The following is a 26,308-nucleotide window of genomic DNA, read 5'->3' as shown; positions in this document are numbered from 1 at the left end:
ACGCGTGGGGTAGAGTACCGCCCAGCACTCGGATCGTTCTGCTCTGAGTTCCTCTAGCTTCTTTCTCCGATGCCATCGCGCTGCGGACACCTAGGAGCCTGCTGAACAATCATGCCTCGGCTGCGGCGCACCGGATCGGGCGATCTGGCACCCCTCCATCTGGATATGGACGTCAAGTACACGCACCAGATGTAGTGGCACCACCTCATCCCGCCCGGCACGTCCTCGCCGGAGACAGCATTGTTCAGCACACTCCTAGTCCGCGCCGGGCAGAACCGCTGCATCACCCCCACACGGGAGTCTTTCCTCATGTCTTCACTGTCCTTCGGCGCGCTCGGCGTGCCCGCACCCCTCGCCTCCATCCTCGCTGAGCGAGACATCACCCTCCCCACGCCCATCCAGGCCGCGACGCTGCCGGACTCGCTCAGCGGCCGCGACGTGCTGGGCCGGGGCCGCACAGGCTCGGGCAAGACCTACGCCTTCCTGCTGCCGCTGGTGGCACGCCTCTCCTCCTCCGGCACCCGTCGCGCCGCCAAGCGGCCGCGCGCCATGATCCTCGCCCCCACCCGGGAGCTCGCGATCCAGATCGACGAGGCGCTCGCGCCGCTGGCGGCCTCCGCGGGGCTCACCTCGCGCACCATCTTCGGCGGCGTCAACCAGAAGCCGCAGGCGGCGGCCCTCACCAGGGGCGTTGACGTGATCGTCGCGTGCCCGGGCCGTCTGGAGGACCTGATCGCCCAGGGCGTCGCCTCCCTGGCCGGCGTCGAGATCACCATCATCGACGAGGCCGACCACATGGCGGACCTCGGGTTCCTGCCGTCCGTGCGCCGGCTGCTGTCCCAGACCCCGAAGGCCGGGCAGCGCATGCTGTTCTCCGCCACCCTGGACAAGGCCGTGGGGACCCTGGTGAACCAGTTCATGACCAACCCCGTCGTGCACGAGGCGGACTCGGCCGAGTCGCCCGTCGCCACGATGACCCACCACGTGCTGCACGTGGCAGACGACCACCACCTCCCGGTCCTCATCGACCTCGCGGCCGCTCCGGGCCGGTCGGTGGTGTTCACCCGCACCAAGCACCGCGCCAAGAAGATCGCCCGCCAGCTCAATGCCGCCGGGATCCCGGCCGTCGAGCTGCAGGGCAACATGAGCCAGAACGCGCGCGAGCGCTCCATGGCGGCCTTCCATGCAGGCACGGCCCAGACGCTCGTGGCCACCGACGTCGCGGCGCGCGGCATCCACGTCGACGATGTCGGCCTGGTCATCCACGCGGACCCGCCGGTGGAACACAAGGCCTACACGCACCGCTCGGGCCGCACCGCCCGCGCCGGGGCCGAGGGCACCGTCGTCACGCTCATGCTCGACGGGCAGCGCTCGGACGTGCGCGACCTCACCCGCAAGGCGGGCGTCAATCCCACCATCACCCGCGCCGACGCGCGACACCCGGTGCTGCGCGAGATCGCGCCCGGGGAGCGCTCCTTCCCGGGCGGCCTCATCAAGCCCGAACCCCAGGAGGGGCAGGGCGGTGGCGGCCGTCGCGGTGGGGCGTCAGCGCGACCGCGCAGTGGGTCCGACCGTCCGCAGGGTGGTCGCGGCCAGCGTCCCCAGGTCCAGCGCGGCGAGCGTCCCGCCGAGGGCCGTTCCCGACGGCCCGCCGCTGCGGCCACCGCCTCGGCGGGTGGAGTCGCCCGGTTCTCGGCCGAGAGCGGTCGTCGCAGGAGCCGCTAGCGGGACACTCATCCTGAGCTGTCACAAGTCGCCCGGTCCGCACCACGCGGCCCGGGCGACTCGCACGTCCGGCGAACCGGCTCTGGTCTGTTGGATGCAGTGACGTATCCTGGAAGGCTCACGGCCCAGAAGCCGCGACATCCTGTCACCGAGGCCCCATGCTGCAGCTTGAGAAAGTCCGCAAGTCGTACACCACAGGCGACTTCACCCAGGTGGCACTGGACGACGTCTCCATCGCCTTCCGCGACAACGAGTTCGTCGCGATCCTCGGTCCCTCAGGTTCCGGCAAGACCACCCTGCTCAACGTCGTGGGCGGTCTCGACCACTACGACTCGGGCAACCTCGTCATCGACGGCATCCCCACCGACGAGTACCGCGACCGTGACTGGGACACCTACCGCAACAATCGCATCGGGTTCGTCTTCCAGGCGTACAACCTCATCCCGCACCAGAGCGTCCTCTCCAATGTCGAGCTGGCCCTCACGCTGGCAGGCGTCTCGCCCTCCGAGCGGAAGCGACGAGCCATGGCGGCGCTGTCCGAGGTGGGCCTGGCCGAGCACGTGCACAAGCGCCCCAACCAGCTCTCCGGCGGCCAGATGCAGCGCGTCGCCATTGCCCGCGCGCTGATCAACGACCCGGACATCCTGCTGGCAGACGAGCCCACCGGCGCCCTCGACACGGCCACCAGCGTCCAGATCATGGCCCTGTTGACAGACATCGCCCGCGACCGTCTGGTCATCATGGTCACGCACAACCCCGAGTTGGCCAAGGAGTACGCCACCCGCACCGTCCAGCTCCGCGACGGGGTCGTCTTCTCCGACACCGACCCCTACCAGCCCGAGCAGCAGCAGGAGAGCGGGCGCCCGGCGCGGCGCACGTCCATGAGCTTCCTCACCGCCATCGCGTTGTCGTTCAACAACCTGATGACGAAGAAGGGCCGCACCCTGATGACGTCGTTCGCGGGCAGCATCGGCATCATCGGCATCGCCGCGATCCTCGCGCTCGCCAACGGCGTCGGCCTCTACATCAAGGGTGTCGAGGAGGACACGCTGTCGATGTACCCGCTGTCCATCGAGCGGCAGGGCTTCGACCTCACCTCCCTACTGGCGGGGTCGCCAGACGGACGCGACGACGATGCCCCGGAGCCCGTCGAGGGTGAGGTGCCGGAGGCCCAGCGCGTCTCCAGGATGCTCGGCGGGGTCGGCACCAACGACCTCGCCTCCCTGAAGAGATACTTCGACGACGGCGACAGCGGGATCGACGACTTCGTCAACTCCATCGAGTACAGCTACGACGTCACCCCGCGGATCTACGCCGAGACGCGGGAAGGGCCCCGCCAGGTCAACCCCGACACCACCTTCAACTCCGTCGGGTTGGACCCTACCTCCACCGTCAACTCGCTCCTGGGCCCCGGCGCGGGATCCGGGGTGTTCAGCGAGCTGGTCGAGGACCTGTCGCTGGTGGAGACACACTACGAGGTGCTCGCCGGAGACTGGCCCGACGACGCCCTCGAGACCGTCGTCGTGCTCAGCCCCAGCGGCAGGGTGAGCGACCTCACGCTCTATGCCATGGGGCTGCGCGACCCGGCTGAGCTCGACGTGATGGTCACCCAACTCGCGAACGAGGAACCCATCACCGAGCCCGGTGCCGCGATCACCGTCACCTACGACGACCTGCTGGCCGCGACATTCCGGCTCGTCAACGTGCCCGACCTCTACAGCTACGACGCCGAGTTCGGCGTGTGGACCGACCGGAGCTCCGACGAGGGCCACGTGGCGAGCGTCGTCGACTCGGCCGAGACGTTGGAGGTGGTCGGCGTCGTGCAGGCCGTGGAGGACAGCACGATCCTGCAGTCTGGCATCTACTACACCCCCGCGCTCACCAGGCACGTCATCGAGAAGGCGGCGGGCAGCGAGATCGTCGCCGACCAGCTGGCCCGTAGCGACACCAACGTGCTCACCGGCCGCAGCTTCGCCGACGACCGGGCCGCCGCCGAGGAGATGGACCTCTCGCAGCTCATCAGCTTCGACCAGGATGCCATCGCTGGGGCCTTCACCTTCGACGCGGACGCCCTCGAGATCGACACCTCAGCACTGGAGAATCTCAGCCTGCCGGAGTTCGCTCTGGACCCCTCGTCCCTGCCGGAGCTGGATCTCGCCGCACTCCTGGGGGAGCTCGACCTGGCCTCCGTCGTCGCGGCGCCAGACATGGGCGCCGAGGCCGGTCAGGTGGTCAGCTGGACCACCTCGCTGGCCACCTCGTTCGCGGTCTTCGTCACTGAGAACCAGCTCGATCCGGCCGACACGGAGGCCAACTTCCGGCTCTTCCTCCAATCGCCGACCGGGCAACAGCTCCTCGTCGGCACCGTGCAGGAACCTCGTCCGCTCGACGCCGAGACTCTCGCAGGACTGCTGGAGGCCCTCCTCGGCTTCGCCGCGACGCCCCTTCAACCGCCGTCCGACGCCCCCGAGCAGCCCGCCCCCGCGCCGAGCGCCCCGTCGCCCGGCGCTGAGGCGAGGGTCGAGGCGTTCCTGAGTTCGGAGCAGGGTCAGGCGGCGCTGGCGGCCACCGGCGGGCTCATCGACCCGGAGGCGCTGGTGGCCGCCGCTCAGGCCTATGACCGGTTCGTCGAGCAGGCGCAGCCGGCCACGGACGAGCAGCCGGACGTCGCGGCGCTGGTGCGGGCCTTCCTGGACTCGCCGCAGGGCCTGGACCTGCTGACGCGCCTGGGGGCGACGCCCCCCGGGCAGGCACCGGCTGCCGAGGCACCGGGGGAGGAGGCCGGGTTGCTCACGCAGCTGGTGCGCGGCTACCTGGCCTACACCGTCGACAACGGCCTGCCCATCGACGGCGTGGAGGCTAACCTCGACGGCTTCCTCGCCTCGCCTCAAGGCGCGGACCTCCTCGCCGCGGCCGGGGACCTGATCGACACCGACGCCCTCACCGCGCAGCTGCAAGGCGCGATGGGCTCCTACATCGCGGATGTGATGGGAGAGCTGACCGGCGCCCTGTCCACGCAGCTGGCGGACGCGCTCGGCACCCAGGTCTCCGCCGCCATCGAGGGCTCGATGGGCCGGTTGAGCGAGAACATGGCCGACGCCATGAGCATCGACGAGGCGGTCTTCGCCGACGCGTTCCAGCTCAACCGCAACCAGGACGAGCTGACCCAGCTGTTGATGGCGATGACCACGCGGCAGCTGAGCTCCTACGAGGGCAACCTGCGTACGCTCGGCTTCGCCGATCTCACCGACCCGTCCACCATCCAGATCTTTCCCAAGGACTTCGAGTCCAAGGAGCGCGTGCTGGACATCCTCGACGCCTACAACGCCAGCGCCAAGGAGGCCGGCGACGAGGATCGCGTCATCACCTTCACCGACATCGTCGGGGCGCTGATGGGCTCGGTCACCGACATCATCAACACCATCAGCTACGTGCTGGTGGCCTTCGTGGCGATCTCCCTGGTGGTCAGCTCCATCATGATCGGCGTCATCACCTACATCTCGGTGCTGGAGCGCAAGAAGGAGATCGGAATCCTGCGCTCCATCGGTGCGAGCAAGCGCGACATCAGGCGCGTGTTCAACGCCGAGACCCTCATTGTCGGGTTCGTGGCGGGCCTGCTCGGCGTGGTGGTCACGTTCCTGCTGACCATTCCCGCCAACGCCATCGTCGAGGCCAACTTCGACGTGCCGAACGTGGCTCAGCTGCCGCTGCAGGCGGCTGTGATCCTGGTGCTGGTCAGCATGGGGTTGACGGCGCTGGCGGGCCTGATCCCGGCGTCGGCCGCGTCGCGCAAGGACCCGGTCGAGGCGCTGCGCAGCGAATGACGGCAGAGGCGCGTGGAGACGGGAGAGGGCCTCGTCGGGGCTGATTTCTTCCCCGGGTCCACTACGGGCTAGACTGTCCCAGTTGCCTTGGGACTGTGCCCTTTCGAGGGGACCTTTCCCGGGTTCACACCACGCTCCCTCTCTCTCGGGCTGGGGGCTGCCGCCTGGCAAAATCCAGGGGGTTCATTTCTAGTTTCACAAGGCCCCATGCATGGGAACCGGTGGATCAAGGAGAAGTAGATGATCCAGCAGGAGTCGCGACTGAAAGTCGCCGACAACACTGGTGCCAAGGAGATCTTGTGCATCCGTGTGCTCGGTGGCTCTAAGCGCCGCTACGCCTACCTCGGCGACACCATCGTCGCCACCGTCAAGGACGCGATCCCTGGCGGCAACGTCAAGAAGGGCGACGTGGTCAAGGCCGTCGTCGTCCGCACCGTCAAGGAGCGTCGCCGCGCCGACGGGTCCTACATCAAGTTCGACGAGAACGCCGCCGTCATCCTGAAGAACGACGGGGAGCCCCGCGGCACCCGCATCTTCGGCCCGGTTGCGCGCGAACTCCGCGAGAAGAAGTTCATGCGCATCGTCTCGCTCGCCCCGGAGGTGATCTGATCATGGCATCGCTCAACATCAAGAAGGGTGACCGCGTCAAGGTCATCTCGGGCAAGGACAGGGGTGTCGTCGCCGAAGTCATCGCCGTGAACCCCGAAACGAAGCGCGTCACCGTGCAGGGTGTCAACCTCGTCAAGAAGCACCGTCGCGAGTCCCAGACCGCGGCCGGCCGCAAGGTCGAGGGCGGTGTGATCACCGTCGAGGCCCCCATCCATGTGTCCAACGTGCAGCTCGTGGTCAAGGTCGACGGCAAGGAGGTCGTCACGCGCATCGGTCACAAGCGCGTCGACGTCACCAAGCGCCGCCCCGACGGCTCCGAGTACACCGCGCAGCGCTCCGTGCGCATCGCCCGCAAGACCGGGGAGGAGATCTGATGACCGCCACCGCAGCCCCCACCGCGATTCCGCGGCTGAAGGCCAAGTACCGCGAGAGCATCGTCCCGGCACTGCAGGACGAGTTCAACTACGACAACGTCATGCAGATCCCCGGTCTGGTCAAGATCGTGGTCAACATGGGCGTCGGCGAGGCCGCGCGCGACTCGAAGATCATCGAGGGCGCCATCAAGGACCTCACCGCCATCACCGGCCAGAAGCCGTCGGTGACGAAGGCCCGCAAGTCGATCGCCCAGTTCAAGCTTCGTGAGGGTCAGCCCATCGGCTGCCACGTCACGCTGCGCGGCGACCGCATGTGGGAGTTCGCAGACCGGCTTTTGACGCTCGCGCTGCCCCGTATCCGCGACTTCCGCGGACTCAACGGCAACCAGTTCGACGGCAACGGCAACTACACCTTCGGCCTCTCGGAGCAGGTCATGTTCCTCGAGATCGATCAGGACAAGGTGGATCGTGTCCGCGGCATGGACATCACCTTCGTGACCACGGCGGCCAACGACGCGGAAGGCCTGGCGCTGCTCAAGCTCCTCGGCTTCCCCTTCAAGGCCGTCGATGACGCCAAGAAGCAGAAGTCGAAGCGCGGCCCCGCGTTCTACGCCAAGAAGAAGAAGTGAGCTGACCCATGGCAAAGACAGCACTCAAGGTCAAGCAGGCCCGGAAGCCGAAGTTCGGCGTGCGCGCCTACACCCGTTGCCAGAAGTGCGGCAGGCCCCACTCGGTCTACCGCAAGTTCGGCCTCTGCCGCATCTGCCTGCGCGACATGGCGCACGCCGGCGAACTGCCCGGTGTGACCAAGTCGTCCTGGTGATCCGGAACCACTGTTCCTAAGGAATTCAAGTTGCGACAGGTCCGGGTCCCCCGGAAACCGGCGCGAGAAAGAGGCAACAAGTCATGACAATGACTGATCCGATTGCAGACATGCTGACACGTCTGCGGAACGCCAACCAGGCGTTCCTGGACTCGACGACCATGCCGTCGTCGAAGATCAAGGTGGGCATCGCCGAGATCCTCAAGGCCAACGGTTACATCTCGGATTTCGAGTTGACCGAGGTTGAGGGGCAGGTTGGCAAGGTCCTCAAGGTCACTCTGAAGTACGGCGACTCGCGCGTGCGCTCCATCGTGGGCATTCGTCGCATCAGCAAGCCGGGGCTCCGCGTCTACGCGAAGTCCACGGAGTTGCCGAAGGTGCTGGGCGGTCTCGGCATCGCCATCATTTCGACGTCCCAGGGTCTGTTGACCGACAGGGACGCCAAAGCCAAGTCCGTGGGCGGCGAAGTACTCGCCTACGTCTGGTGACCGGCGAAGGTAAGGAGAAAAACTAATGTCGCGTATTGGCAGGCTCCCCATCGCCATCCCATCCGGCGTCGACGTGTTGCTCGACGGCCGACAGGTTGACGTCAAGGGACCCAAGGGGTCGTTGACGCTCACCGTCGCCGAGCCCATCACCATCGAGAAGCAGGAAGACGGCCAGCTCGCCGTCGCCCGTCCCAACGACGAGCGTCAGAGCAGGTCCCTCCATGGCCTCACCCGCACCCTGATCAGCAACATGATCCAGGGCGTGACCGAGGGCTATGAAAAGAAGCTTGAGATCGTCGGCGTTGGTTACCGCGTGATCTTCAAGGGCCCGCAGCAGCTGGAATTTGCGCTCGGATTCTCCCACCCCGTGATCGTGAACGCCCCCGAGGGCATCACCTTCGTGGTGGAAGCGCCCACCAGGTTCAGCGTCCACGGCATCGACAAGCAGCTTGTCGGCGAGACCGCGGCCAACATCCGCAAGATCCGCAAGCCCGAGCCCTACAAGGGCAAGGGTGTCCGTTACGCGGGCGAACAAGTCCGCCGCAAGGCCGGAAAGGCTGGCAAGTGATGGCCATTTCGCTCAGCAACCGCAAGTCGCTGGCTCCCAAGACGGCGTCCCGCGCCCGTCGGCAGCTCCGTGGCCGCAAGAAGATCAACGGCTCGGCCGATCGTCCCCGTCTGGTGGTCAACCGGTCCTCCCGGCACCTGTTCGTTCAGGTGATCGACGATGTCCAGGGCAAGACGCTGGCGTCCGCGTCCACCATGGAGGCCGACCTGCGCGGCACCGAGGCGGACAAGTCCGAGAAGGCACGCAAGGTCGGTGTCCTGATCGCCGAGCGCGCGAAGGCTGCCGGCGTCGAGCAGGTCGTCTTCGACCGTGCGGGTAACAAGTACCACGGGCGGATCGCTGCTCTGGCGGATGCAGCCCGCGAGGCCGGGCTCGGCTTCTAACACGACGAAAGGAAAGGTTTTTCACGATGAGTGAAACCCAACAGCGCCGAGGTTCTGGCGCTACAGGTGAGCGTCGTGGCCGTGACGATCGTCGTGGCCAGGCTCCGAAGGAAGAAAGCAAGTACCTCGAGCGCGTGGTGACCATCAACCGCGTCGCCAAGGTGGTCAAGGGTGGTCGTCGCTTCAGCTTCACCGCTCTGGTCGTCGTCGGCGACGGCGAGGGCATGGTGGGCGTCGGCTACGGCAAGGCGAAGGAGGTGCCGGCCGCGATCGCCAAGGGTGTTGAAGAGGCCAAGAAGCACTTCTTCCGCGTGCCGTTGATCCAGCGCACGATTCCACACCCGGTTCAGGGTGAGAAGGCCGCGGGCGTGGTCATGCTGCGCCCCGCGTCCCCGGGTACCGGCGTCATCGCCGGTGGGTCGGCTCGCGCCGTCCTCGAGTGCGCCGGCGTGCACGACGTGCTCGCCAAGTCGCTCGGCTCGTCCAATGCCATCAACGTGGTGCACGCCACGGTGGATGCGCTTCAGCAGCTCGAAGAGCCCCAGGCCGTGGCCAAGCGTCGCGGCATGGCGATCGAGGACGTCGCTCCGGCGGCGCTCATCCGCGCCTCGAAGGAAGAGGTGGCTCACTGATGGCCGAGCTGAAGATCACCCAGGCAAAGTCTGGGGTGGGTGGAAAGCAGAACCAGCGTGAGACGCTGCGGACGCTCGGTCTGGGTCGCATCGGCTCCTCGGTGGTCCGTGAGGACCGCCCCGAGGTGCTCGGGATGATCCGCACCGTCGCCCATCTGGTTACCGTGGAAGAGGTGAAGTGACGATGACGCTCAAGCTGCATCATCTGCGCCCCGCCCCCGGCGCCAAGACGGCTAAGACCCGTGTTGGCCGTGGTGAGGGTTCGAAGGGTAAGACCGCTGGTCGCGGTACGAAGGGCACCGGGGCGCGTAAGAACGTTCCCCAGAACTTCGAGGGCGGCCAGATGCCGTTGCACATGCGGATCCCGAAGCTCAAGGGCTTCAAGAACCCGTTCCGGGTTGAGTACCAGGTGGTCAACGTCGGCCGTCTCTCCGAGCTGTTCCCCGAGGGCGGTTCCGTGGGCGTCGAGGAACTCGTGGATGCAGGCGCTGTGCGCTCCGGCAACCTCGTCAAGATCCTCGGCAACGGCGACGTCACCGTGGCGCTCGACGTGACCGCCCACGCGTTCTCCAGCTCCGCCAAGGCGAAGCTTGAAGGCGCCGGCGGATCCGTGACCGAACTCTGAGTCGGTCGCGCACCAGCTACACCACCGTCGGGGTGGGCCCGGGGTCTCCCGGGTCCACCCCGTCGGCGTTTCCGGCGCGCCCCTCGGGTGCTCCGGCGTTTTGGTGCCAGTACGTGCCTTGATAGGCTTCCCTGGTTGCCGTGCCGACACTGCACGGCGCCGTGTTGTACAACGAAACCGAAAGTAGGGTCGGATGATCTCCGCCTTGGCTAATGCGTTGAAGACACCTGATCTTCGCAGGAAGATCTTCTTCACGCTGGGCATCATTGCCGTGTTCCGCCTGGGATCCACGATCCCCTCACCCAACGTGAGCATCTCGCGGATCGACCAGTGTATGGCGCTCGCCGCGCAGGGCGACTCGGCCGGCCTCTACTCGATGATCAACCTGTTCTCGGGTGGGGCGCTGCTCCAGTTGACGATCTTCGCGCTCGGGATCATGCCCTACATCACCGCCTCGATCATCCTCCAGCTGCTCACCGTCGTGATCCCGAAGCTGGAGGCCCTCAAGAAGGAGGGCGGCACGGGCCAGCAGAAGATCACCGAGTACACGCGCTACCTCACCCTGGTGCTCGCGGTCCTCAACGCCACGGCCTTCGTCACCCTGGCCCGCACCGGTCAGCTCTTCACGGACTGCGACGGCATTCTGTACAGCGACGAGCTGCTGCCCCTGATCACCATGGTGATGATCATGACGGCTGGCACCGCTGTCATCATGTGGATGGGCGAGCTCATCACCGAGCGCGGCATCGGCAACGGGATGTCGATCATGATCTTCACGCAGATCGCGGCCAGCTTCCCCGCCGGCCTGTGGTCCATCAAGCAGAGCCACGAGGGCGTGACGGGCTGGTTCCTGTTCTTCCTCGTGATCGGTATCGGCCTGCTCGTGATGCTGGGCATCATCTGGGTCGAGCAGGGCCAGCGCCGGATCCCCGTGCAGTACGCCAAGCGCATGGTGGGCCGACGCCTCGTCGGCGGATCCACCACCTACATCCCGCTCAAGGTCAACCAGTCCGGCGTCATCCCAGTGATCTTCGCCTCCTCCATGCTGTACCTCCCGGTGCTCTACTCGACCTTCCGGCCGGACGGCGCCATCTCGCAGTGGATCCAGGCGAACTTCACGGGCCAGGGCGGTCAGTCGTGGGTGTACAACCTGGTGCAGTTCGTGCTGATCATCGCCTTCTGTTACTTCTACGTGTCCATCACCTTCAACCCGGAGGAGGTCTCGGACAACATGAAGAAGTACGGCGGCTTCATCCCCGGCATCCGCGCGGGCAAGCCCACCGAGCGCTACCTGGCCTACGTGCTGTCGCGGCTGACCGCTCCCGGGTCGCTGTACCTCGCCATCATCGCGCTCATCCCCACCATCGCCTTCATGGCCGTTGGCGCCCAGCAGAACTTCCCCTTCGGCGGCACCTCCATCCTCATCATCGTCGGCGTCGCGCTGGACACCGTCAAGAAGATCGAGAGCCAGCTTCAGCAGCGCAACTATGAGGGCTTCCTGCGATGAAGCTGCTGATCATGGGTGCGCCGGGGGCGGGGAAGGGAACACAGGCCACCGCGCTCGCCGAGCGTTACGGTGTGCCGGCGATCTCCACAGGGGACATCTTCAGGAGCAACATCAAGAACCAGACCCCCCTCGGTGTCAAGGTCAAGGAGATGATCGACGCGGGCGAGTACGTGCCCGACGACGTCACCGAGGAGATCGTCGCCGACCGCCTGGCGGCCCCGGACTGCGAGGCAGGCTTCCTGCTGGACGGATTCCCGCGCACCATGCACCAGGTGTACTTCCTCGACCGCTACCTCGCCTCGCAGGGCCAGCAGCTCGACGCCGTCGTCTCGCTGCACGTGGAGCCGGAGGCCCTCGTCGAACGGCTGCTCGCGCGCGCCGCGAAGGAGGGACGGGCAGACGACAACGCCGACACCATCCGTCGCCGGATGGAGGTCTACGCCGGCCAGACCGCGCCCCTCCTCTTCCACTACGAGAGCAAGGGCCTCCTGGTTGATCTCGACGGCACCGGCACCGTGGACGAGGTGCGCCAGCGCATGTTCGACATGGTCGACGCGCACACCGATCGCACACCGTGATGATCGAGGTGAAGTCGGCCGACGAGCTCCGGCTGATGCGCAAGGCCGGTCTCGTCGTCGCTGAGGGCCTCGACGCCATGTGCGGCGCCGCCGCGGTGGGCATCACGACAGGCGAACTCGACGCCATCGGGCGCGAGGTCCTCGCCCGCCACGGCGCCGAGTCCTCCTTCCTGGACTACGGCTCGATGTGGGGCGTCGGCTTCCCGGGAGTGGCCTGCATCTCCGTCAACGACGAACTCGTCCACGGCGTGCCGGGGGAGCGGGTCCTGCGCGACGGCGACCTCGTCTCGATCGACTTCGGCGCGATCGTGCAGGGCTGGCACGGCGATGCCGCCCGCACCATCATCGTCGGGACCCCCGTGCCGGAGGACGTGGCGATGATCGACGCCACCCGTGAGGCCATGTGGGCCGGTGCGCGCGCGATGCGCGCAGGTGGGCGCGTCGGTGATGTGTCGCGGGCCATCGAGGACTACGTGAAGTCGCTGCCGGTCCGTTACGCCACCCTCCGCGAATACACAGGGCACGGCATCGGCTCCGAGATGCACATGGAGCCGGACGTGCCTAACTGGTACCGGCGGCGCCCCACCCCGAAGCTCGCGGTGGGCATGGCCCTGGCCATCGAGCCCATGCTCACCACAGGCCTCCATCAGACGATCGAGCTCGACGACGGCTGGACCGTGGCGAGCAGGGATTCATCGCGCGGGTCCCACTGGGAGAACACCGTCGCCCTCACCGCGAAGGGCCTGTGGGTCCTCACCGAGCACGACGGGGGCGCCGAGAGGCTGGGAGACCTCTTCGGCCCCTTGGCCGACTGACGACAGGGCGTCGCTGGTGAGCGAGGATCAGGGGCTTGCCGGCCCAGCCTAAGATGGGGCCATGGCGCTCCCACCGTCCTCCAAATACCTCCAACGCGCAGCCGACCCGGTTGACGAGACTGAGCGCGAGTCTCTCACCACCAGGCTGAACTCGGCGTTCGCCGACGGGCGGATCACCCACGACGAGTACGCCGGCTCCATGGATGTCGTCTACGCGGCGCGGACGCTGGGGGACCTGGTCCCCGTCATCGAGCGGCTGCCCGCCGCCGCCACCGAAGTTCCCGCCATCGTCCAGCAGGGCGGTCCTCCGGCCGGCAGGGTGTCAGAACCCCGCAACCTGGTGCCGATCGCCCTCGGTGTGGGAGTCGTCGGCGTGGCGCTGGTGGCCGTCCTGCTTCTCCTTCTGGTGATCACCTTTCTCTGAGCCGCTGCCGCTGGGTTCCCGAGGCCGAGGAGGTCGTTGATGCAGGACTGGTACTCGCAGCACCGCGTCTGGGTCCAGCCGCCGCCGCGACGCTCGCGTGGGGGCGCAGGCGTCGTGCTCCTGGTTCTGCTTGTGCTCGGGGGAGTGGGCCTGATCGTCGCGGCCGCACTGTTCGGCGCGCTGGTGGGGATGACCTCCCGCGATCCGCAGATCGTCCTGCCGGACCCACCCCCGTCCGTCCCCGAGCCCACCGTGGCACAGGACTCCGCGCCGCCCACACCGGCCGCGTCGGAGCCCGTCACGCCGAGCGTGCAGCCGGAGCCCCTCGGGCTGCCGGCCCGGGACTGGCCTCCTCTCCCCGGACCCAACTCCACCCACCCGGACTGGATCACGCTGCAGCAGAGCGCGCTCTACGGACCCGCCCTGCCCACCCTTGACGACTGCCCGACTCCGGCGGCGGTGTTCTCGCTGGAGGAGCTCGAAGGCGCCGCCCGGGCGCAGATGGCCTGTCTCCAGGAGGCGTGGAAGCCCACGTTGGCGTCGCTGGGCTACAGCACCGAGGACATCCCGGTCTTCTTCTACGCAGGCGACCGGGTGGAGACGCCGTGTGGCGAGGTGGTCGCGCCGGCGCTGTACTGCTCGGCGCAGGGGGGCGCCATCTACTTCGGGGAGACCACACTCAACGGCGCCTCCTGGCACGACTTCGGCGTCAAGGACATGGCCGGGCACGAATACGGGCACCACCTCCAGTCAGAGGCGGGCATGTTCATGGCGGAGTACAGCGTGGGTGGTGACAACGAGTCGGCTCGCCGGCTCGAGCTTCAGGCCACCTGCTTCTCCTACGCGATGATGGCCCACGACGGGTCCTTTGAGATGACCCGCGAGGTGTACGACTCCTTCGAGCCCTATCTGCGTGCCGTCATCGAGGACGGGATCCACGGCTCACAGGACTCGGTGGCCACCTGGGGCATGCGCGGCCTGTACTCCGCCACGCTTGCCAACTGCAACACCTGGACGGCGGACCCCGCCGACGTGGACTGAATGCCTGAGAGCGGCCCGATCACACCTCGGTCAGCCCTGGTCCCGCACCAGGTGTTCGACGTCGCCGCCCGCCGCGATCGCATCGCGGGCTGCGCTGAGGTCATGCTGCCAACCGCGGCACAGCGCACGTGCGGCGTCGAGCGCGGACTGACGGGCGTCGAGGCGCTCGGTGAGTTCGGCCAGCACCTCGAGGGCGGCGCTGATCCGCTGCTCGGGGGTGTCCTCAGCCCTCTTCGCGCCGATGACCTGCTCAATGTCTCGGATCCCGAACCCCGCTTGACGCAGCGCGGTGATGACCTTGACCGCATCGAGATCCACCTGTGTGTAGCGACGGTGTCCTGACTGGTCGCGCTGAGGGCTGAGCAGGCCTTCGGTCTCGTAGTAACGGACGGCCTCGACGCTCAGGCCGACGGCGCGGGCGACGGCGCCGATGCTGAGCGCTTGATCAGGTGCCATGCCACAAGCATGCCGCCGAGAACGGCGAGCCGGAGGAGGTGGTGCAGGATCTCGAACGGCTCGATTCCCGTCAGCCCGATCAGCAGGGGCGCGGCAAGCGCGAGGATCGAACCGACGAGGAAGTTGCGCGAACAACCGCGGACTGCGCCACGTGCGAACAGGGCAGCGGCTCCGAGGAAGATGAGAGCGATCCCCCAGGCGCGGGTGAAGACGGCCACGGCCAGGACCACCTGGAGCAGTGCGGCGGCGGCGTAGAGCGTGCGGACGGTGCCAGTGAGGACGTTCATGTCATCGACGCTAGGACCTGAAGTGCGCTTGAGGTCAAGGCTTCGTCAAGAAACCGCCGTCAGCCGCGGGAAGGGGCGTGGCGGGCACCGGCGTCCGACGCCATCGCGAAGGTGCCCTGCGCCCGACGCACCCCGAGGACCGGATGATCCGGAAGCAGGTCCCGGATGAAGCCGTAGTCCCGAAGGACATAGGAGGCCTTGAGGTCGCCCCCGGCGGCACGGGCGGAGGTGGACCGCCACCAGTCCGCCACGTCGCCCCAGCCGGGCGCCGCGAGCGAGCCGCCGAACTGGCGCACGGCGAGCGAGGACGTCAGGGCCGCGAAATGCAGGCGGTGCTGCAGCGGCCAGCCGGCCAGCGTCCCCAACAGGATCGACGCGGCGAACACGTCGCCCGCGCCGGTGGGGTCGATCGCCTCGACGGGGACCGCCGGGCAGTAGGCCTCCTCCCCGGTCGCCTGGTCGATGGCGAAGGAGCCGTGGACGCCGTCGGTCACCACAGCCAGGGGCACCAGACCAGCCAGCTTGCGCACGGCATCGGTGGGGCGGTCTGTGCGGGTGTAGCACATGGCCTCCACCGCGTTGGGAGTGAAGGCATGACAGTCCTCGAGGAGCTGTAGAACCGATCGGTCCCAGCGCCCGGTGTCGTCGAAGCCCACGTCGGCGAAGATCAGGCTGCCGCGATCCTTGAACGTGCGCCACCACGAGGCGGGGTCCGTCAGCTCAACGGTGGCCGCACGGGCAGCGGGGGCGGCCAAGAGGTCAGTCTCGAGGGACTCGGGCAGGGGGTGCATGTGGGTCACCATGCCGCGGTCGCCCTTGAAGGCCATGGACACGGTGAGGGCCGAGTGGAAGTTCGAGAATCGACGTGAGGCGGTGAGGTCGATCTTCTCCTGCCCGCTGAGGGTGTCCCACATCCAGTCCGCGTACGTGTCGTCGCCGAACCCGGCCACCAGGCCGGTCCGGAGCCCGAGCCTCGCGGCCGCCGTGGCGAGGTTGGCGATCCCGCCTGGACACGAGCCCATGCCCGCGCTGGAGAGTTCCTCGCCCGGCTCCGGCAGGCGGGGGAGACCGGTGAAGATGATGTCGAAGAAGATGGTCCCGGTGGTCATGACGTCCAGCGGGGGATCCTCAGGTGTGCGCTGACCCTCGAGGGGGTCCCACGGCGAGCATTCCTCGCACAGCGGCGTGTCGTCGTCCTCGGCGTGCTCGTGCTCCGTCATGGCGTGGCCGCTCCTTCCGGCGTACCGGAATCGAATCGTTATGCTCGATACTGCCACTCATTGCAGGGCCGCGAGCTGGACGTCGGCGACTCCGCCGGCTGAGCGGATCATTGTCGACCGGAGGTTGCCACCCATGAAGCTCGTGATCCTTGGCGGAGGCGGCTTCCGCGTGCCGCTGGTCTACGACGCCGTCGCCACCAACGCGCTGTCCGCCTCGGGACGTCCCGCGGTAGACATCACCGAGGTGGTCCTCCACGACACCTCGGCCTCAAGGCTCGAAGCGATCGGACGGGTGATCGGCGAACGGGCCCGCCAGCTCGTCGATCCACCCAGCCTGCGCGTCACCACGGACCTGCGCGACGCCCTCGTCGGCGCCCACTTCGTCTTCGCCGCCATCCGGGTCGGCGGCGCCGAGGGGCGGATCGCCGACGAGCGGGTCGCCCTCAACCTGGGCCTCCTGGGCCAGGAGACAGTCGGCCCCGGAGGGTTGGCCTACGCGCTGCGCACGGTGCCTGTCATGAGGCAGGTGGCCGAGACCATCGCTGAGGTCGCACCCGAGGCCTGGACCATCAACTTCACCAACCCGGCGGGGATCGTCACCCAGGCGATGCGCACGGTCCTCGGCGACCGCGTCGTGGGGATCTGCGACACCCCCATCGGCCTGGTGCGGCGCGTGTCGCGGCTGCTCGGGGTCTCCCTCGAGCACGACCGCGATCGCGTCGACTACGACTACGTGGGCCTCAACCACCTCGGCTGGCTGAGGTCGGTGAGCGTGGACGGCGTGGACCTGCTCCCAGGCCTCCTCGCCTCGGACGACGCGCTGGAGCACGTCGAGGAGGCGCGGCTCCTGGAGAAGCCGTGGGTCAGGGCGATGGGCGCGCTGCCCAACGAATACCTCTACTACTACTGGAAGACCGACGAGGCGATCCGCAACATCCGTCGCGCGGCGCAGACGCGCGGCCAGTACCTGGGCGACCAGCAGGGCCGCTTCTACGATGCGGTCGCCTGCTGCGAGTCGCCGCTAGGGCTCTGGCACGATGCCCTCCACGAACGCGAGGCCACCTACATGGCCGAGGCCCGCGAGGGCGACGAGGCCCGCAACGACGAGGATGTCGCCGGTGGCGGTTACCAGGAGGTGGCGCTGCGGCTCATGACCGCGCTGGCCACCGGAGCTCCGGAACGCATGATCCTCGACGTGGGCAACCGGAGCTCAGCCGGGCGGATCGTGCCGGAGCTGCCCGACGACGTCGTGGTGGAGGTGGGCTGCCTCGCGGACGGGACGGGGGTTCACCCGCAGCCGGTCGCGCCGTTGACGCTGCAGCAGTTGGGTCAGATGAGCACCCTCCGGGCCGCCGAGCAGGCGATCGCCGAGGCGGCGCTCACGGGCAACCGCGAGAAGGCGTGGGAGGGCTTCTCCATCCATCCCCTGGTGGCCTCGCCGCGCCTGGGCAAGGAGCTGCTCGACGGCTACGCGGCTGCCCATCCGTCGATCGCCGAGTTGTTCCAGCGCTGAATTCTCCCCTGGATCAGGCCAGCGAACCGAGGACCGGGTTCCATTCCTCGATCGAGCGCTCGGCGATCAGGTTCGCCGCCCAGAAGGGGTCGCGGTCCAGGAGGTCCTCGACCTCGGCGGCGGAATCGGCGGTGAAGATCAGCAGTGCCCCAGGGAGGTCGCTTCCCACATATGGACCGCTTGTCACCAGCGTGTCGTCCAGCAGGGACGTGAGGTAGGCGCGATGGTGGGGGCGCTCGGCGTCGAGGGCCCGCGGGTCGTCTGTGTAGGTGTACTGGACCACGAAGTAGCTCATGGCCCCAGGCTAGCCCCACGGGTGGGGTCAGTGTTTGGCCTTGCCGGGCGGGGCAGCGTAGAATAGCCGATTGGTACTAACCGGCGCGCAGTGGGCGGGCCGGGGCAACGAGAGAGAATACATGGCGAAGAAAGAAGGAGCCCTCGAGCTCGAGGGCACCGTGGTCGAGGCCCTGCCCAACGCGATGTTCCGCGTGGAGTTGGCCAACGGACACAAGGTCCTCACGACCATCAGCGGCAAGATGCGCCAGCACTACATCCGCATCCTCCCCGCGGACCGCGTCGTGGTGGAGCTGTCTCCCTACGACCTGACGCGCGGACGCATCGTCTACCGTCACAAGTGAGCGCGGCACACCCGTCGCACGCCACAGAGAAGGGCCTCGCCGATCGACGGCGGGGGCCCTTTTTGCTTTTCCCGTCGCGCCACCGCCACCCCAGCCCAGGGGAGCCTCCTCGTTTTGGCAACTCGAGCCCTCGTCACGTAGAGTGGTGCGTCGGTCGTCTATGACCGGACATGTCTGCATGCCCGGCATGTCGATCAAGCTATCCACCACAAGATTGGGCGCGTCCGCGCTCCCAGTCGCCGATTGAAAAGGTTGCTCGAATGAAGGTTCAGCCGAGCGTCAAGAAGATCTGCGACAAGTGCAAGGTCATCCGCCGGCACGGTCGTGTGATGGTGATCTGCGAAAACCCTCGCCACAAGCAGCGGCAGGGCTGACCCGGGGCCACTGGCCCCTGGCATGCAGAACACCGCGGGACGGGTCGATCGCCCACTCCGCCGACAACTGAAAGCAACGTGAACGCAAGGACCCCTCTCGGGGTCCCCACCCCTGGGCGAAGGCCAGGGCCCCGTCGGTGCATGAGTGCACCACAGGCGGCGGGGACGCTTCACGCCACACACCTTCGCGGTCCGCGACCGGGCTCCTCATCGAGTCAGGATCGACATGTTTGAGAAAGGTAACCGCCTGATGGCACGCCTCGTTGGTGTTGACCTCCCGCGCGAAAAGCGTCTGGAAGTCGCACTCACCTACATCTTCGGCGTCGGGAAGACCCGCGCCGCCGAGACCCTCTCCGCCACTGGTATCAGCGGAGATGTCCGAGTCCACCAGCTCACGGAGGACCAGCTCGTCGCCCTGCGCGACCACATCGAAGGCAAGTACGAGATCGAGGGCGACCTCCGCCGTACGGTTGCCGCCGACATCCGCCGCAAGGTTGAGATCGGTAACTACCAGGGCCGTCGCCACCGCAGTGGTCTGCCGGTTCGTGGTCAGCGCACGCGCACCAATGCGCGCACCCGCAAGGGCAAGAAGAAGGCCGTCGCTGGCAAGAAGAAGGCGCGCTAACCCGCGCCCCTCTGCAGGACTTAGGAGAAGGACTCAATGGCTACTGCAAGCCGCAAGGCGGCCGCCACCAAAACCAAGGTGCGCCGCAAGGAAAAGAAGAACGTGCTCGCCGGTCAGGCGCATATCAAGAGCACCTTCAACAACACCATCATCTCGATCACCGATCCCACCGGGGCTGTGATTGCGTGGGCCTCAGCCGGAACCGTCGGCTTCAAGGGCTCCCGCAAGTCGACGCCGTTCGCTGCGCAGATGGCTGCCGAGGCCGCTGGCCGTCGTGCCATGGAGCACGGCATGAAGCGCATCGACGTGTTCGTCAAGGGCCCCGGCTCCGGCCGTGAGACCGCGATCCGCTCCCTGGGGGCCGTCGGCCTCGAGGTCGGCGCCATCTCGGACGTGACCCCGACGCCGCACAACGGCTGCCGCCCGCCCAAGCGCCGTCGCGTCTGATCGCCCGAGAGAAAAGGACTAGAAGAAAATGGCTCGTTACACCGGCCCTTTGACCAAGAAGTCTCGTCGTCTCGGGACAGACCTGGTTGGCAACGACAAGGCCTTCGAGCGCCGTCCGTACCCCCCGGGTGTGCACGGTCGCGGCCGCACGAAGGATTCCGAGTACTCGCTGCAGCTCAAGGAGAAGCAGAAGGCGCGCTACGCCTACGGCGTCCTGGAGAAGCAGTTCCGCCGCTACTACCAGGAAGCTGATCGTCACCCGGGTAAGACCGGTGACCGTCTGCTGCAGATCCTCGAGTCGCGCCTGGACAACGTGGTTTACCGCGCAGGCTTCGCCACCACCCGTCGGCAGGCCCGCCAGCTCGTGGTCCACGGCCACTTCCTGGTCAACGGTCAGCGCGTGAACATCCCGTCGTACCGCGTCCGCGCGCACGACATCATCGACGTCGCGGAGAAGTCGCTGACCATGGCCCCGTTGGTCATCGCCCGCGAGACCCACGGCGACCGCGCGGTCCCCGCGTGGCTCGAGGCCCGTCCCAACCGGATGCGGATCCTCGTGCACCAGCTCCCCGTCCGCGAGCAGATCGTCGTGGATGTCCAGGAGCAGATGATCGTCGAGCTCTACTCGAAGTAATGCTGATGGGCCGGCCGGGAGTTCCGGTCGGCCCGTATCACCCTCAGGCCTCGCGGCCGCATTCGCACCATCAGATATCGGTTGGTGCGGGAAGGAACACCCATGCTTATCGCACAGCGCCCCAGCCTCTCCGAGGACGTCGTCTCCGAGTTCCGTTCACGGTTCATGATCGAACCGCTGGAGCCCGGCTTCGGCTACACGCTCGGCAACTCACTGCGCCGTACCCTGCTGTCCTCGATCCCTGGCGCCGCGGTGACCAGCATCAAGGTGGAGGGCAACCAGCACGAGTTCTCCACCCTTGAGGGCGTCGTCGAAGACGTCACCGAGATCATCCTCAACCTGAAGAGCCTCGTGCTCTCCTCCGAGGAGGACGAGCCGGTGGTCATGTACCTCCGGAAGGCCGGCGCAGGCACCGTCACCGCTGGTGACATCCAGCCCCCCGCGGGCGTCGAGATCCACAACCCGGAGCTGCACATCGCCACGCTCAACGACAACGGGAAGATCGAGATGGAGCTGGTGGTCGAGCGAGGCCGCGGCTACGTGTCCAGCGTGCAGAACAAGAACCCCGACGCCGAGATCAGCCGGATCCCGGTGGATTCGATCTACTCGCCGGTCCTGAAGGTGACCTACAAGGTGGAGGCCACCCGCGTGGCCCAGCGCACCGACTTCGATCGCCTCATCATCGACGTGGAGACCAAACCGTCGATCGCCCCCCGCGATGCCATGGCCTCGGCCGGCCGCACCCTGGTGGAGCTCTTCGGCCTCGCCCGGGAGCTCAACGCAGATGCCGAGGGCATCGAGATCGGCCCGTCGCCCGTCGACGAGCAGATCGCCGAGTCGCTCAACCTCCCCGTCGAGGATCTTGAGCTGTCGGTGCGTTCCTACAACTGCCTCAAGCGCGAGGGCATCCACACCGTGGGCGAGCTCGTGGCCCGCAGCGAAGAGGACCTGCTCGACATCCGCAACTTCGGATCGAAGTCCATCGACGAGGTCAAGGAGACGCTGGCCGGTCTCGGTCTCGCGCTGCGTGACTCGCACCCCGGCTTCGACCCGTTGCAGGCCATCGAGCGCTACGACGAGGACAACGACGAGGACGCTGACTTCGCCGAGACCGAGCAGTACTGACCGCCCACTAGTTCTGGAGAATAGACATGCCCAAGCCAACCAAGGGCGCTCGTCTGGGCGGCAGCCCGGCCCACGAGCGCCTCATCCTGCGCAACCTCGCCACCCAGCTCTTCGAGCATGGAAGCATCACCACCACCGAGACGCGTGCCCGGCGCGTCCAGCCGCTGGCTGAGAAGCTGCTGACGAAGGCCAAGCGGGGGGACCTGCACGCGCGTCGCCTCGTGCTCACCTCCGTCACGGACAAGGACGTCGTGCGTCGCCTGTTCGAGGAGATCGCGCCGTCGCTCGAGGGTCGTGAAGGCGGGTACACCCGCATCACGAAGATCGGCAACCGCAAGGGCGACAACGCCCCGCTCGCGGTGATCGAGATCATCACCGAGCCCGTCGTGTCGAAGCCGAAGGCCGCGAAGAAGGCCGACAAGGTCGAGGAGACCCCGGTCGTCGACGAGGCCCCGGTCGTCGAGGAGTCCGCTGCCGACGAGACTGTGGAGGCTGACCTCGTCGACGAGGCCCCGGCCGCCGCTGACGAGGCTGACGAGGCTGAGGTCGAGGAGACCGACGCCAAGTAGCACGCACACTACAGAGAGGGGGCCTTCGAGGGCCCCCTCTTTGCGTTCCCGGACACCACTGGTGGGCCCGGTTTCGGTGGCGACGCCCGTCGTAGATAAGGTTGGGCGACGCCGAAGGAGGAGACTGTGATGACGCGACGCGAAGTGTGGGCTGTTGCTCTGGCCGGTGCACTGCTGGTGGCCGGGTGCGGAACAGGCACCACCGACCCAGGGGGCTCCGAGGCCGCGCCCGGAGACGGCGGTTCCGGCGCCCCCGAGAAGGCGACCGTGTCGATCGGGGCGGTGACCATCGTGTCCCACCCGTCACTGGACGCAGTGTTCGAGGGCATCAGGGAGGGCCTGGCGCAGGCCGGCTACGTGGAGGGCGAGAACCTGACGCTCGAGTTCCAGAACCCGCAGGGGGACCAGGCGACGCTCACCAGCATCGCCAACACCTACGCAGCCTCGGACCACGACCTGTTCGTCGCGCTGGCCACGCCGCCGGCGCAGGCCCTGGCACAGGTGGTCCAGGACAGGCCCATCGTGTTCGCCTCTGTGACGGACCCCGTTGCCGCGGGGCTCGTCGAATCCATGGACAACCCCGGCGGCAACGTGACCGGAACCAGCGACCAGCTGCCCACCGACGAGCAGCTCGCCGTCATCCAGCGCATCATGCCGGAGGTGAAGACCGTCGGGATCGTCTACTCGTCGGCCGAAGTCAACGCCCAGGTGCAGGCGGAGGCCGCCATCGAGGCCGGCGCCGAGCTGGGCATCGAGGTCAAGACAGCCACCATCACCAACTCCTCCGAGGTGCAGCAGGCCGCGGAGTCCCTGGACGTCGACGCCTACTTCGTGCTGGTGGACAACACGGTGGTCTCGGCGATGGAATCCATGATCCAGGTGGCGGAGCAGCGCCAGCGCCTCCTCGTCACCTCCGATCCTGATTCCGTGGAGCGGGGCGCCGCCGCGGCGCTGGCCACCGACTACAAGGCCCAGGGTCTGCAGACCGCGGCCATGATCGCCCGCATCATCGAGGGCGCTGACCCCGCCGAGACGCCTGTGGAGCTGGCGGAGGCGCTCGATCTTGTGATCAACCCGGCGGCCGCGGAGCGGATGGGCGTCACCATCCCGGACGACGTGGCTGAAGACGCGGCCACCACCTACTGATGTGGACGGGCTCGTTGCGACCCCCGCCCTGAAACTACGCTGAGCCATCAGCGAGACACCGAATCAGCGGAACCCCTTCTAGGAGAATCATGAAGCTCAAGGCCCTCGCGATCGGCGCAGCCAGCGCCCTCGCACTCACCGCCTGCGGCGGCACCACCAGCCCCGCCACCAGCCCCGCCGAGTCCACCGTCGCCGCCTCAAGCTCGGCCGCCGAGTCCCAGGCTGCGCCCGAGTCGATCAGCGTCGGCATCGCCACGATCGTGTCCCACCCCGCGCTCGACGCCGCCCAGCAGGGCTTCATCGACGCGCTGGCCGAGGCCGGCTACGTGGAAGGCGAGAACGCGGAGTTCGACCTCCAGAACGCCCAGGGCGACCAGTCCACGCTCACCAACATCGCCAACACGTTCGCCTCGTCGGACTACGACGGCTTCCTCGCCATCGCTACGCCCACGGCGCAGTCGCTGGCCAACGTCATCACGGACCGCCCCATCGTGTTCGCGGCCGTCACCGACCCGGTTGAGGCCGGGCTGGTGTCGTCGTGGGACGCCCCGGACGCCAATATCACGGGCGTCTCGGACCTCAACCCGATGAAGGAGCAGCTCGAGCTGATCAAGGAGGCGCTGCCCGAGGTGGCGACCGTCGGCATCGTCTACTCCTCCGGCGAGGTCAACTCCGAGGTCCAGGTCACGGAGGCCGAGGAGGCCGCCGGCGAGATGGGCATCGAGATCGTGTCGGCCACCGTCACGAACTCGTCTGAGGTCCAGCAGGCCGCCGAGTCCCTCGACGTCGACGCCTACCTCATCCCCACCGACAACACCGTGGTCTCCGCCGCAGAGTCGCTCATCCAGGTCGCCGAACAGAAGCAGAAGCCCGTGTTCGCCTCGGACGAGTCGACGATGGAGCGCGGCGCGGCCGCCGGCCTGTCGGTGAACTACACCCAGCAGGGCAAGGACGCCGCAGCGGTGTTCCTCAAGCTGCTGGAGGGCACCCCGGCCTCCGAGATCGCGGTGGAGACGCAGAAGGAGTTCGACCTCTTCGTCAACGTGGAGGGCGCCGCGAAGCAGGGCCTGACGCTGCCCGAGGCCATCGTCTCCCGCGCCACCAAGCAGTTCTGACCGACGAGTAGACACACACCATGATCATCGCGCTCGAGATCGGACTCCTCTACGCCGTCATGGCGCTGGGGGTGTATCTCACCTACCGGGTCCTGGACTTCCCGGACCTCACGGTGGATGGCTCCTTCACGACGGGGGCGGCCACCTGCGCCATCCTCATCGTGAACGGGGCCCCGATCCCGCTCGCGATGGTGGCCGGGGTGGTGGCCGGCATGATCGCCGGCGCCGTTACCGGCCTGCTGCACGTGTGGGGCGGGATCAACCCGCTGTTGGCGGGCATCCTGACCCAGATCGCCCTGTATTCGATCAACCTGCGGATCATGGGCAACAAGGCCAACGTCCCGCTGCTGCGCCAGGAGACGCTGTTCTCCGGCCTGCGGGCGGACAAGGTGCTGGGCACCTGGACGTCGGTGGGCCTCTTCGCGGTCGTGGTGATCGTGATCGGCGTGCTGGTGTACTGGTTCCTCGGCACCAGCTACGGCGTCGGGATGCGCGCCACGGGCGACAACGAGCTGATGGCCCAGTCGCAGGGCATCAACACCGGGTCCACCAAGATCGTCGGCCTCATGATCTCCAACGGCCTGGTGGCGCTCGGCGGGACGCTCGTGGCCCAGTATCAGGGCTTCTCCGACATCTCCATGGGCATCGGCCTCATCGTCGCCGGGCTGGCGTCGGTGATCGTGGGCCAGGCGATCTTCGGACTGACCTCGGTGTGGCAGGCCGTCATGGCCGCCGCGCTCGGCTCCGTGATCTACCGTGGCGTCATCCAGGTGGCGCTCAGCAACGGGTTCAACCCCAACGACATGAAACTCGTCTCCGCGGTGCTCGTCGTCCTCGCCCTCGTCCTGCCTGCGTGGGATCCGATCCGGCGGCTGCGCTCGCAGTCCAGGCGCGCCAAGGCGATCACCGAAGGGGCGGCTGCCTGATGCTCAAGCTCGTCAACGTCACCAAGCGGTTCTTCCCCGGTACCGTCAACGAGCGGCTCGCGCTCGACAGCCTGACCCTCACCCTGCACGAGGGCGACTTCGTCACGGTCATCGGCTCCAACGGCGCCGGCAAGTCCACGATGCTCAACGTGGTGGCGGGTCGCTATCTCGCCGAGGGCGGACAGGTGCTGATCGACGAACGCGAGGTCACGAGGATGCCCGAGCACCGCCGCGCGAAGTGGGTGGCGCGCGTGTTCCAGGACCCCATGGCCGGGACATCGCCGCACCTCACCATCGAGGAGAACCTGTCCATCGCCTTCGAGCGCGGCAAGCGCCGGGGCCTGGGGATGGCGGTCACCAAGCCGAAGCGGGCGCTGTACCGCGAGGCGCTGGCCACGCTGGAACTCGGCCTGGAGGACCGGCTCCAGATGCGCGTGGGCATGCTGTCGGGCGGTCAGAGGCAGGCGCTCAGCCTGCTCATGGCCACCTATGCCCAGCCGTCGATCCTGTTGCTCGACGAGCACACCGCGGCCCTGGACCCGTCGCGGGCGGAGCTGATCACCCGGCTGACCGGGGAGGCCGTCGCCCGCCACCGCCTCACCACCCTCATGGTCACCCACAACATGCACCAGGCCATCGAGCTGGGCAACCGGCTCATCATGATGCACGAGGGCAAGGTGGTCCTCGAGGTCGACGAGGCGGCCAAGAAGCACATCACCGCCGAGCACCTGCTGGAGGAGTTCTCGAAGATCAAGGGAGCCAGCCTGGCGGACCGCACCCTCCTCGACTGACTCGATCACGTTGAAGGGCCCCGGGG

Annotated in this window: 33 protein-coding genes; 29 read left to right on the top strand and 4 right to left on the bottom strand. The window is 67.5% G+C overall.

Annotated elements, in window-relative coordinates; translation table 11 throughout:
* Positions 1-309 precede the first annotated feature (309 nt).
* The 17 genes from H5398_RS11805 (at position 310) to H5398_RS11725 (ending at position 14,416) form a co-directional block, all read left to right on the top strand.
* Entirely contained in the window at positions 310-1,725 is a 1,416-nt protein-coding gene (locus H5398_RS11805) for a DEAD/DEAH box helicase (protein ID WP_182800131.1), read from the top strand.
* A 158-nt stretch (positions 1,726-1,883) separates the two neighbouring features.
* Positions 1,884-5,549 carry an ABC transporter ATP-binding protein/permease gene (locus H5398_RS11800; protein ID WP_182800130.1) on the top strand — a complete coding sequence of 1,222 codons (3,666 nt, stop codon included), beginning with the start codon at positions 1,884-1,886 and terminating at the stop codon, positions 5,547-5,549.
* Between the two features lie 240 nt (positions 5,550-5,789).
* On the top strand, positions 5,790-6,158 hold the full coding sequence (gene rplN, locus H5398_RS11795; protein WP_068749476.1) for a 50S ribosomal protein L14: 369 nt from the start codon (positions 5,790-5,792) through the stop codon (positions 6,156-6,158).
* A gap of 2 nt (positions 6,159-6,160) precedes the next feature.
* On the top strand, positions 6,161-6,532 hold the full coding sequence (rplX, locus tag H5398_RS11790; RefSeq protein WP_182782383.1) for a 50S ribosomal protein L24: 372 nt from the start codon (positions 6,161-6,163) through the stop codon (positions 6,530-6,532).
* A complete protein-coding gene (rplE, locus tag H5398_RS11785; RefSeq protein WP_182782384.1) occupies positions 6,532-7,161 on the top strand; it encodes a 50S ribosomal protein L5 in 630 nt (209 codons plus the stop codon). Before rplX ends, rplE begins: the two co-directional genes overlap by 1 nt.
* A gap of 8 nt (positions 7,162-7,169) precedes the next feature.
* Positions 7,170-7,355 carry a type Z 30S ribosomal protein S14 gene (locus tag H5398_RS11780; RefSeq protein WP_182782385.1) on the top strand — a complete coding sequence of 62 codons (186 nt, stop codon included), beginning with the start codon at positions 7,170-7,172 and terminating at the stop codon, positions 7,353-7,355.
* An 83-nt stretch (positions 7,356-7,438) separates the two neighbouring features.
* Complete coding sequence (rpsH, locus tag H5398_RS11775; RefSeq protein ID WP_182782386.1) at positions 7,439-7,843, top strand: 30S ribosomal protein S8; 405 nt, start codon at positions 7,439-7,441, stop codon at positions 7,841-7,843.
* 25 nt (positions 7,844-7,868) lie between these two features.
* Positions 7,869-8,411: a 50S ribosomal protein L6 gene (gene rplF / locus H5398_RS11770; protein ID WP_182782387.1), complete on the top strand. Its 543-nt coding sequence runs from the start codon at positions 7,869-7,871 to the stop codon at positions 8,409-8,411.
* On the top strand, positions 8,411-8,794 hold the full coding sequence (gene rplR, locus H5398_RS11765) for a 50S ribosomal protein L18 (protein WP_182782388.1): 384 nt from the start codon (positions 8,411-8,413) through the stop codon (positions 8,792-8,794). The genes rplF and rplR overlap by 1 nt, the downstream gene beginning before the upstream one ends.
* A 26-nt stretch (positions 8,795-8,820) precedes the next feature.
* Positions 8,821-9,426, top strand: a complete 606-nt coding sequence (gene rpsE / locus H5398_RS11760; protein WP_182782389.1) for a 30S ribosomal protein S5 — start codon at positions 8,821-8,823, stop codon at positions 9,424-9,426.
* Positions 9,426-9,608: a 50S ribosomal protein L30 gene (gene rpmD, locus H5398_RS11755; RefSeq protein ID WP_182782390.1), complete on the top strand. Its 183-nt coding sequence runs from the start codon at positions 9,426-9,428 to the stop codon at positions 9,606-9,608. The genes rpsE and rpmD overlap by 1 nt, the downstream gene beginning before the upstream one ends.
* A gap of 2 nt (positions 9,609-9,610) precedes the next feature.
* Positions 9,611-10,051, top strand: a complete 441-nt coding sequence (rplO, locus tag H5398_RS11750) for a 50S ribosomal protein L15 (RefSeq protein ID WP_182800129.1) — start codon at positions 9,611-9,613, stop codon at positions 10,049-10,051.
* A gap of 193 nt (positions 10,052-10,244) precedes the next feature.
* Positions 10,245-11,558 (top strand): preprotein translocase subunit SecY, encoded by a 1,314-nt coding sequence (gene secY / locus H5398_RS11745; protein ID WP_182782392.1) that lies wholly within the window; start codon positions 10,245-10,247, stop codon positions 11,556-11,558.
* Complete coding sequence (locus H5398_RS11740; protein WP_182782393.1) at positions 11,555-12,136, top strand: adenylate kinase; 582 nt, start codon at positions 11,555-11,557, stop codon at positions 12,134-12,136. The genes secY and H5398_RS11740 overlap by 4 nt, the downstream gene beginning before the upstream one ends.
* Complete coding sequence (gene map / locus H5398_RS11735; RefSeq protein ID WP_182800128.1) at positions 12,136-12,951, top strand: type I methionyl aminopeptidase; 816 nt, start codon at positions 12,136-12,138, stop codon at positions 12,949-12,951. Before H5398_RS11740 ends, map begins: the two co-directional genes overlap by 1 nt.
* Positions 12,952-13,012: 61 nt before the next feature.
* On the top strand, positions 13,013-13,375 hold the full coding sequence (locus H5398_RS11730; RefSeq protein WP_182782395.1) for a DUF1707 domain-containing protein: 363 nt from the start codon (positions 13,013-13,015) through the stop codon (positions 13,373-13,375).
* A gap of 39 nt (positions 13,376-13,414) precedes the next feature.
* Positions 13,415-14,416 (top strand): hypothetical protein, encoded by a 1,002-nt coding sequence (locus tag H5398_RS11725; protein ID WP_182800127.1) that lies wholly within the window; start codon positions 13,415-13,417, stop codon positions 14,414-14,416.
* Positions 14,417-14,446: 30 nt separating this feature from the next.
* On the opposite strand, the gene H5398_RS11720 is transcribed toward H5398_RS11725, so the two are convergent.
* From H5398_RS11720 to H5398_RS11710, 3 genes are read right to left on the bottom strand one after another with little or no spacing between them, the layout of a single operon-like run.
* Positions 14,447-14,872: a MerR family transcriptional regulator gene (locus H5398_RS11720; protein ID WP_182800126.1), complete on the bottom strand. Its 426-nt coding sequence runs from the start codon at positions 14,870-14,872 to the stop codon at positions 14,447-14,449.
* The gene (locus H5398_RS11715) at positions 14,818-15,159 is read right to left on the bottom strand and encodes a hypothetical protein (RefSeq protein WP_182782398.1); all 342 of its coding nucleotides are present in this window, start codon (positions 15,157-15,159) and stop codon (positions 14,818-14,820) included. Before H5398_RS11715 ends, H5398_RS11720 begins: the two co-directional genes overlap by 55 nt.
* Positions 15,160-15,218: 59 nt before the next feature.
* Complete coding sequence (locus H5398_RS11710; protein WP_182800125.1) at positions 15,219-16,379, bottom strand: carbohydrate kinase family protein; 1,161 nt, start codon at positions 16,377-16,379, stop codon at positions 15,219-15,221.
* A gap of 133 nt (positions 16,380-16,512) precedes the next feature.
* Between H5398_RS11710 and H5398_RS11705 the strand changes: the two genes are divergently transcribed.
* Entirely contained in the window at positions 16,513-17,892 is a 1,380-nt protein-coding gene (locus H5398_RS11705; RefSeq protein ID WP_182800124.1) for a 6-phospho-beta-glucosidase, read from the top strand.
* A 13-nt stretch (positions 17,893-17,905) separates the two neighbouring features.
* On the opposite strand, the gene H5398_RS11700 is transcribed toward H5398_RS11705, so the two are convergent.
* Entirely contained in the window at positions 17,906-18,187 is a 282-nt protein-coding gene (locus H5398_RS11700; protein ID WP_182782404.1) for a YciI family protein, read from the bottom strand.
* 121 nt (positions 18,188-18,308) lie between these two features.
* Between H5398_RS11700 and infA the strand changes: the two genes are divergently transcribed.
* From infA to H5398_RS11645, 11 genes are all read left to right on the top strand, one after another.
* The gene (gene infA, locus H5398_RS11695; protein ID WP_068749455.1) at positions 18,309-18,530 is read left to right on the top strand and encodes a translation initiation factor IF-1; all 222 of its coding nucleotides are present in this window, start codon (positions 18,309-18,311) and stop codon (positions 18,528-18,530) included.
* 260 nt (positions 18,531-18,790) lie between these two features.
* A complete protein-coding gene (gene rpmJ, locus H5398_RS11690; protein WP_020575560.1) occupies positions 18,791-18,904 on the top strand; it encodes a 50S ribosomal protein L36 in 114 nt (37 codons plus the stop codon).
* Between the two features lie 250 nt (positions 18,905-19,154).
* A complete protein-coding gene (gene rpsM / locus H5398_RS11685; protein ID WP_182782405.1) occupies positions 19,155-19,529 on the top strand; it encodes a 30S ribosomal protein S13 in 375 nt (124 codons plus the stop codon).
* 36 nt (positions 19,530-19,565) lie between these two features.
* Positions 19,566-19,976, top strand: coding sequence for a 30S ribosomal protein S11 (rpsK, locus tag H5398_RS11680; RefSeq protein WP_182782406.1), 411 nt, complete (start codon positions 19,566-19,568; stop codon positions 19,974-19,976).
* Positions 19,977-20,004: 28 nt separating this feature from the next.
* Positions 20,005-20,610: a 30S ribosomal protein S4 gene (gene rpsD, locus H5398_RS11675; RefSeq protein ID WP_182782407.1), complete on the top strand. Its 606-nt coding sequence runs from the start codon at positions 20,005-20,007 to the stop codon at positions 20,608-20,610.
* Positions 20,611-20,712: 102 nt separating this feature from the next.
* Entirely contained in the window at positions 20,713-21,735 is a 1,023-nt protein-coding gene (locus H5398_RS11670) for a DNA-directed RNA polymerase subunit alpha (RefSeq protein WP_182782408.1), read from the top strand.
* 26 nt (positions 21,736-21,761) lie between these two features.
* A complete protein-coding gene (gene rplQ / locus H5398_RS11665; RefSeq protein ID WP_182782409.1) occupies positions 21,762-22,304 on the top strand; it encodes a 50S ribosomal protein L17 in 543 nt (180 codons plus the stop codon).
* Between the two features lie 129 nt (positions 22,305-22,433).
* Complete coding sequence (locus tag H5398_RS11660) at positions 22,434-23,450, top strand: ABC transporter substrate-binding protein (protein WP_182800123.1); 1,017 nt, start codon at positions 22,434-22,436, stop codon at positions 23,448-23,450.
* An 89-nt stretch (positions 23,451-23,539) separates the two neighbouring features.
* The gene (locus tag H5398_RS11655; protein WP_182782411.1) at positions 23,540-24,565 is read left to right on the top strand and encodes an ABC transporter substrate-binding protein; all 1,026 of its coding nucleotides are present in this window, start codon (positions 23,540-23,542) and stop codon (positions 24,563-24,565) included.
* Between the two features lie 20 nt (positions 24,566-24,585).
* Entirely contained in the window at positions 24,586-25,491 is a 906-nt protein-coding gene (locus tag H5398_RS11650) for an ABC transporter permease (RefSeq protein ID WP_182800122.1), read from the top strand.
* Positions 25,491-26,282, top strand: a complete 792-nt coding sequence (locus H5398_RS11645; protein ID WP_182782413.1) for an ABC transporter ATP-binding protein — start codon at positions 25,491-25,493, stop codon at positions 26,280-26,282. Before H5398_RS11650 ends, H5398_RS11645 begins: the two co-directional genes overlap by 1 nt.
* Positions 26,283-26,308 lie beyond the last annotated feature (26 nt).

The sequence above is a fragment of the Tessaracoccus sp. MC1679 genome (assembly GCF_014164775.1).
Classification (GTDB): Bacteria; Actinomycetota; Actinomycetes; order Propionibacteriales; family Propionibacteriaceae; genus Arachnia.
This window is presented reverse-complemented; position numbering and strand designations above follow the sequence as displayed.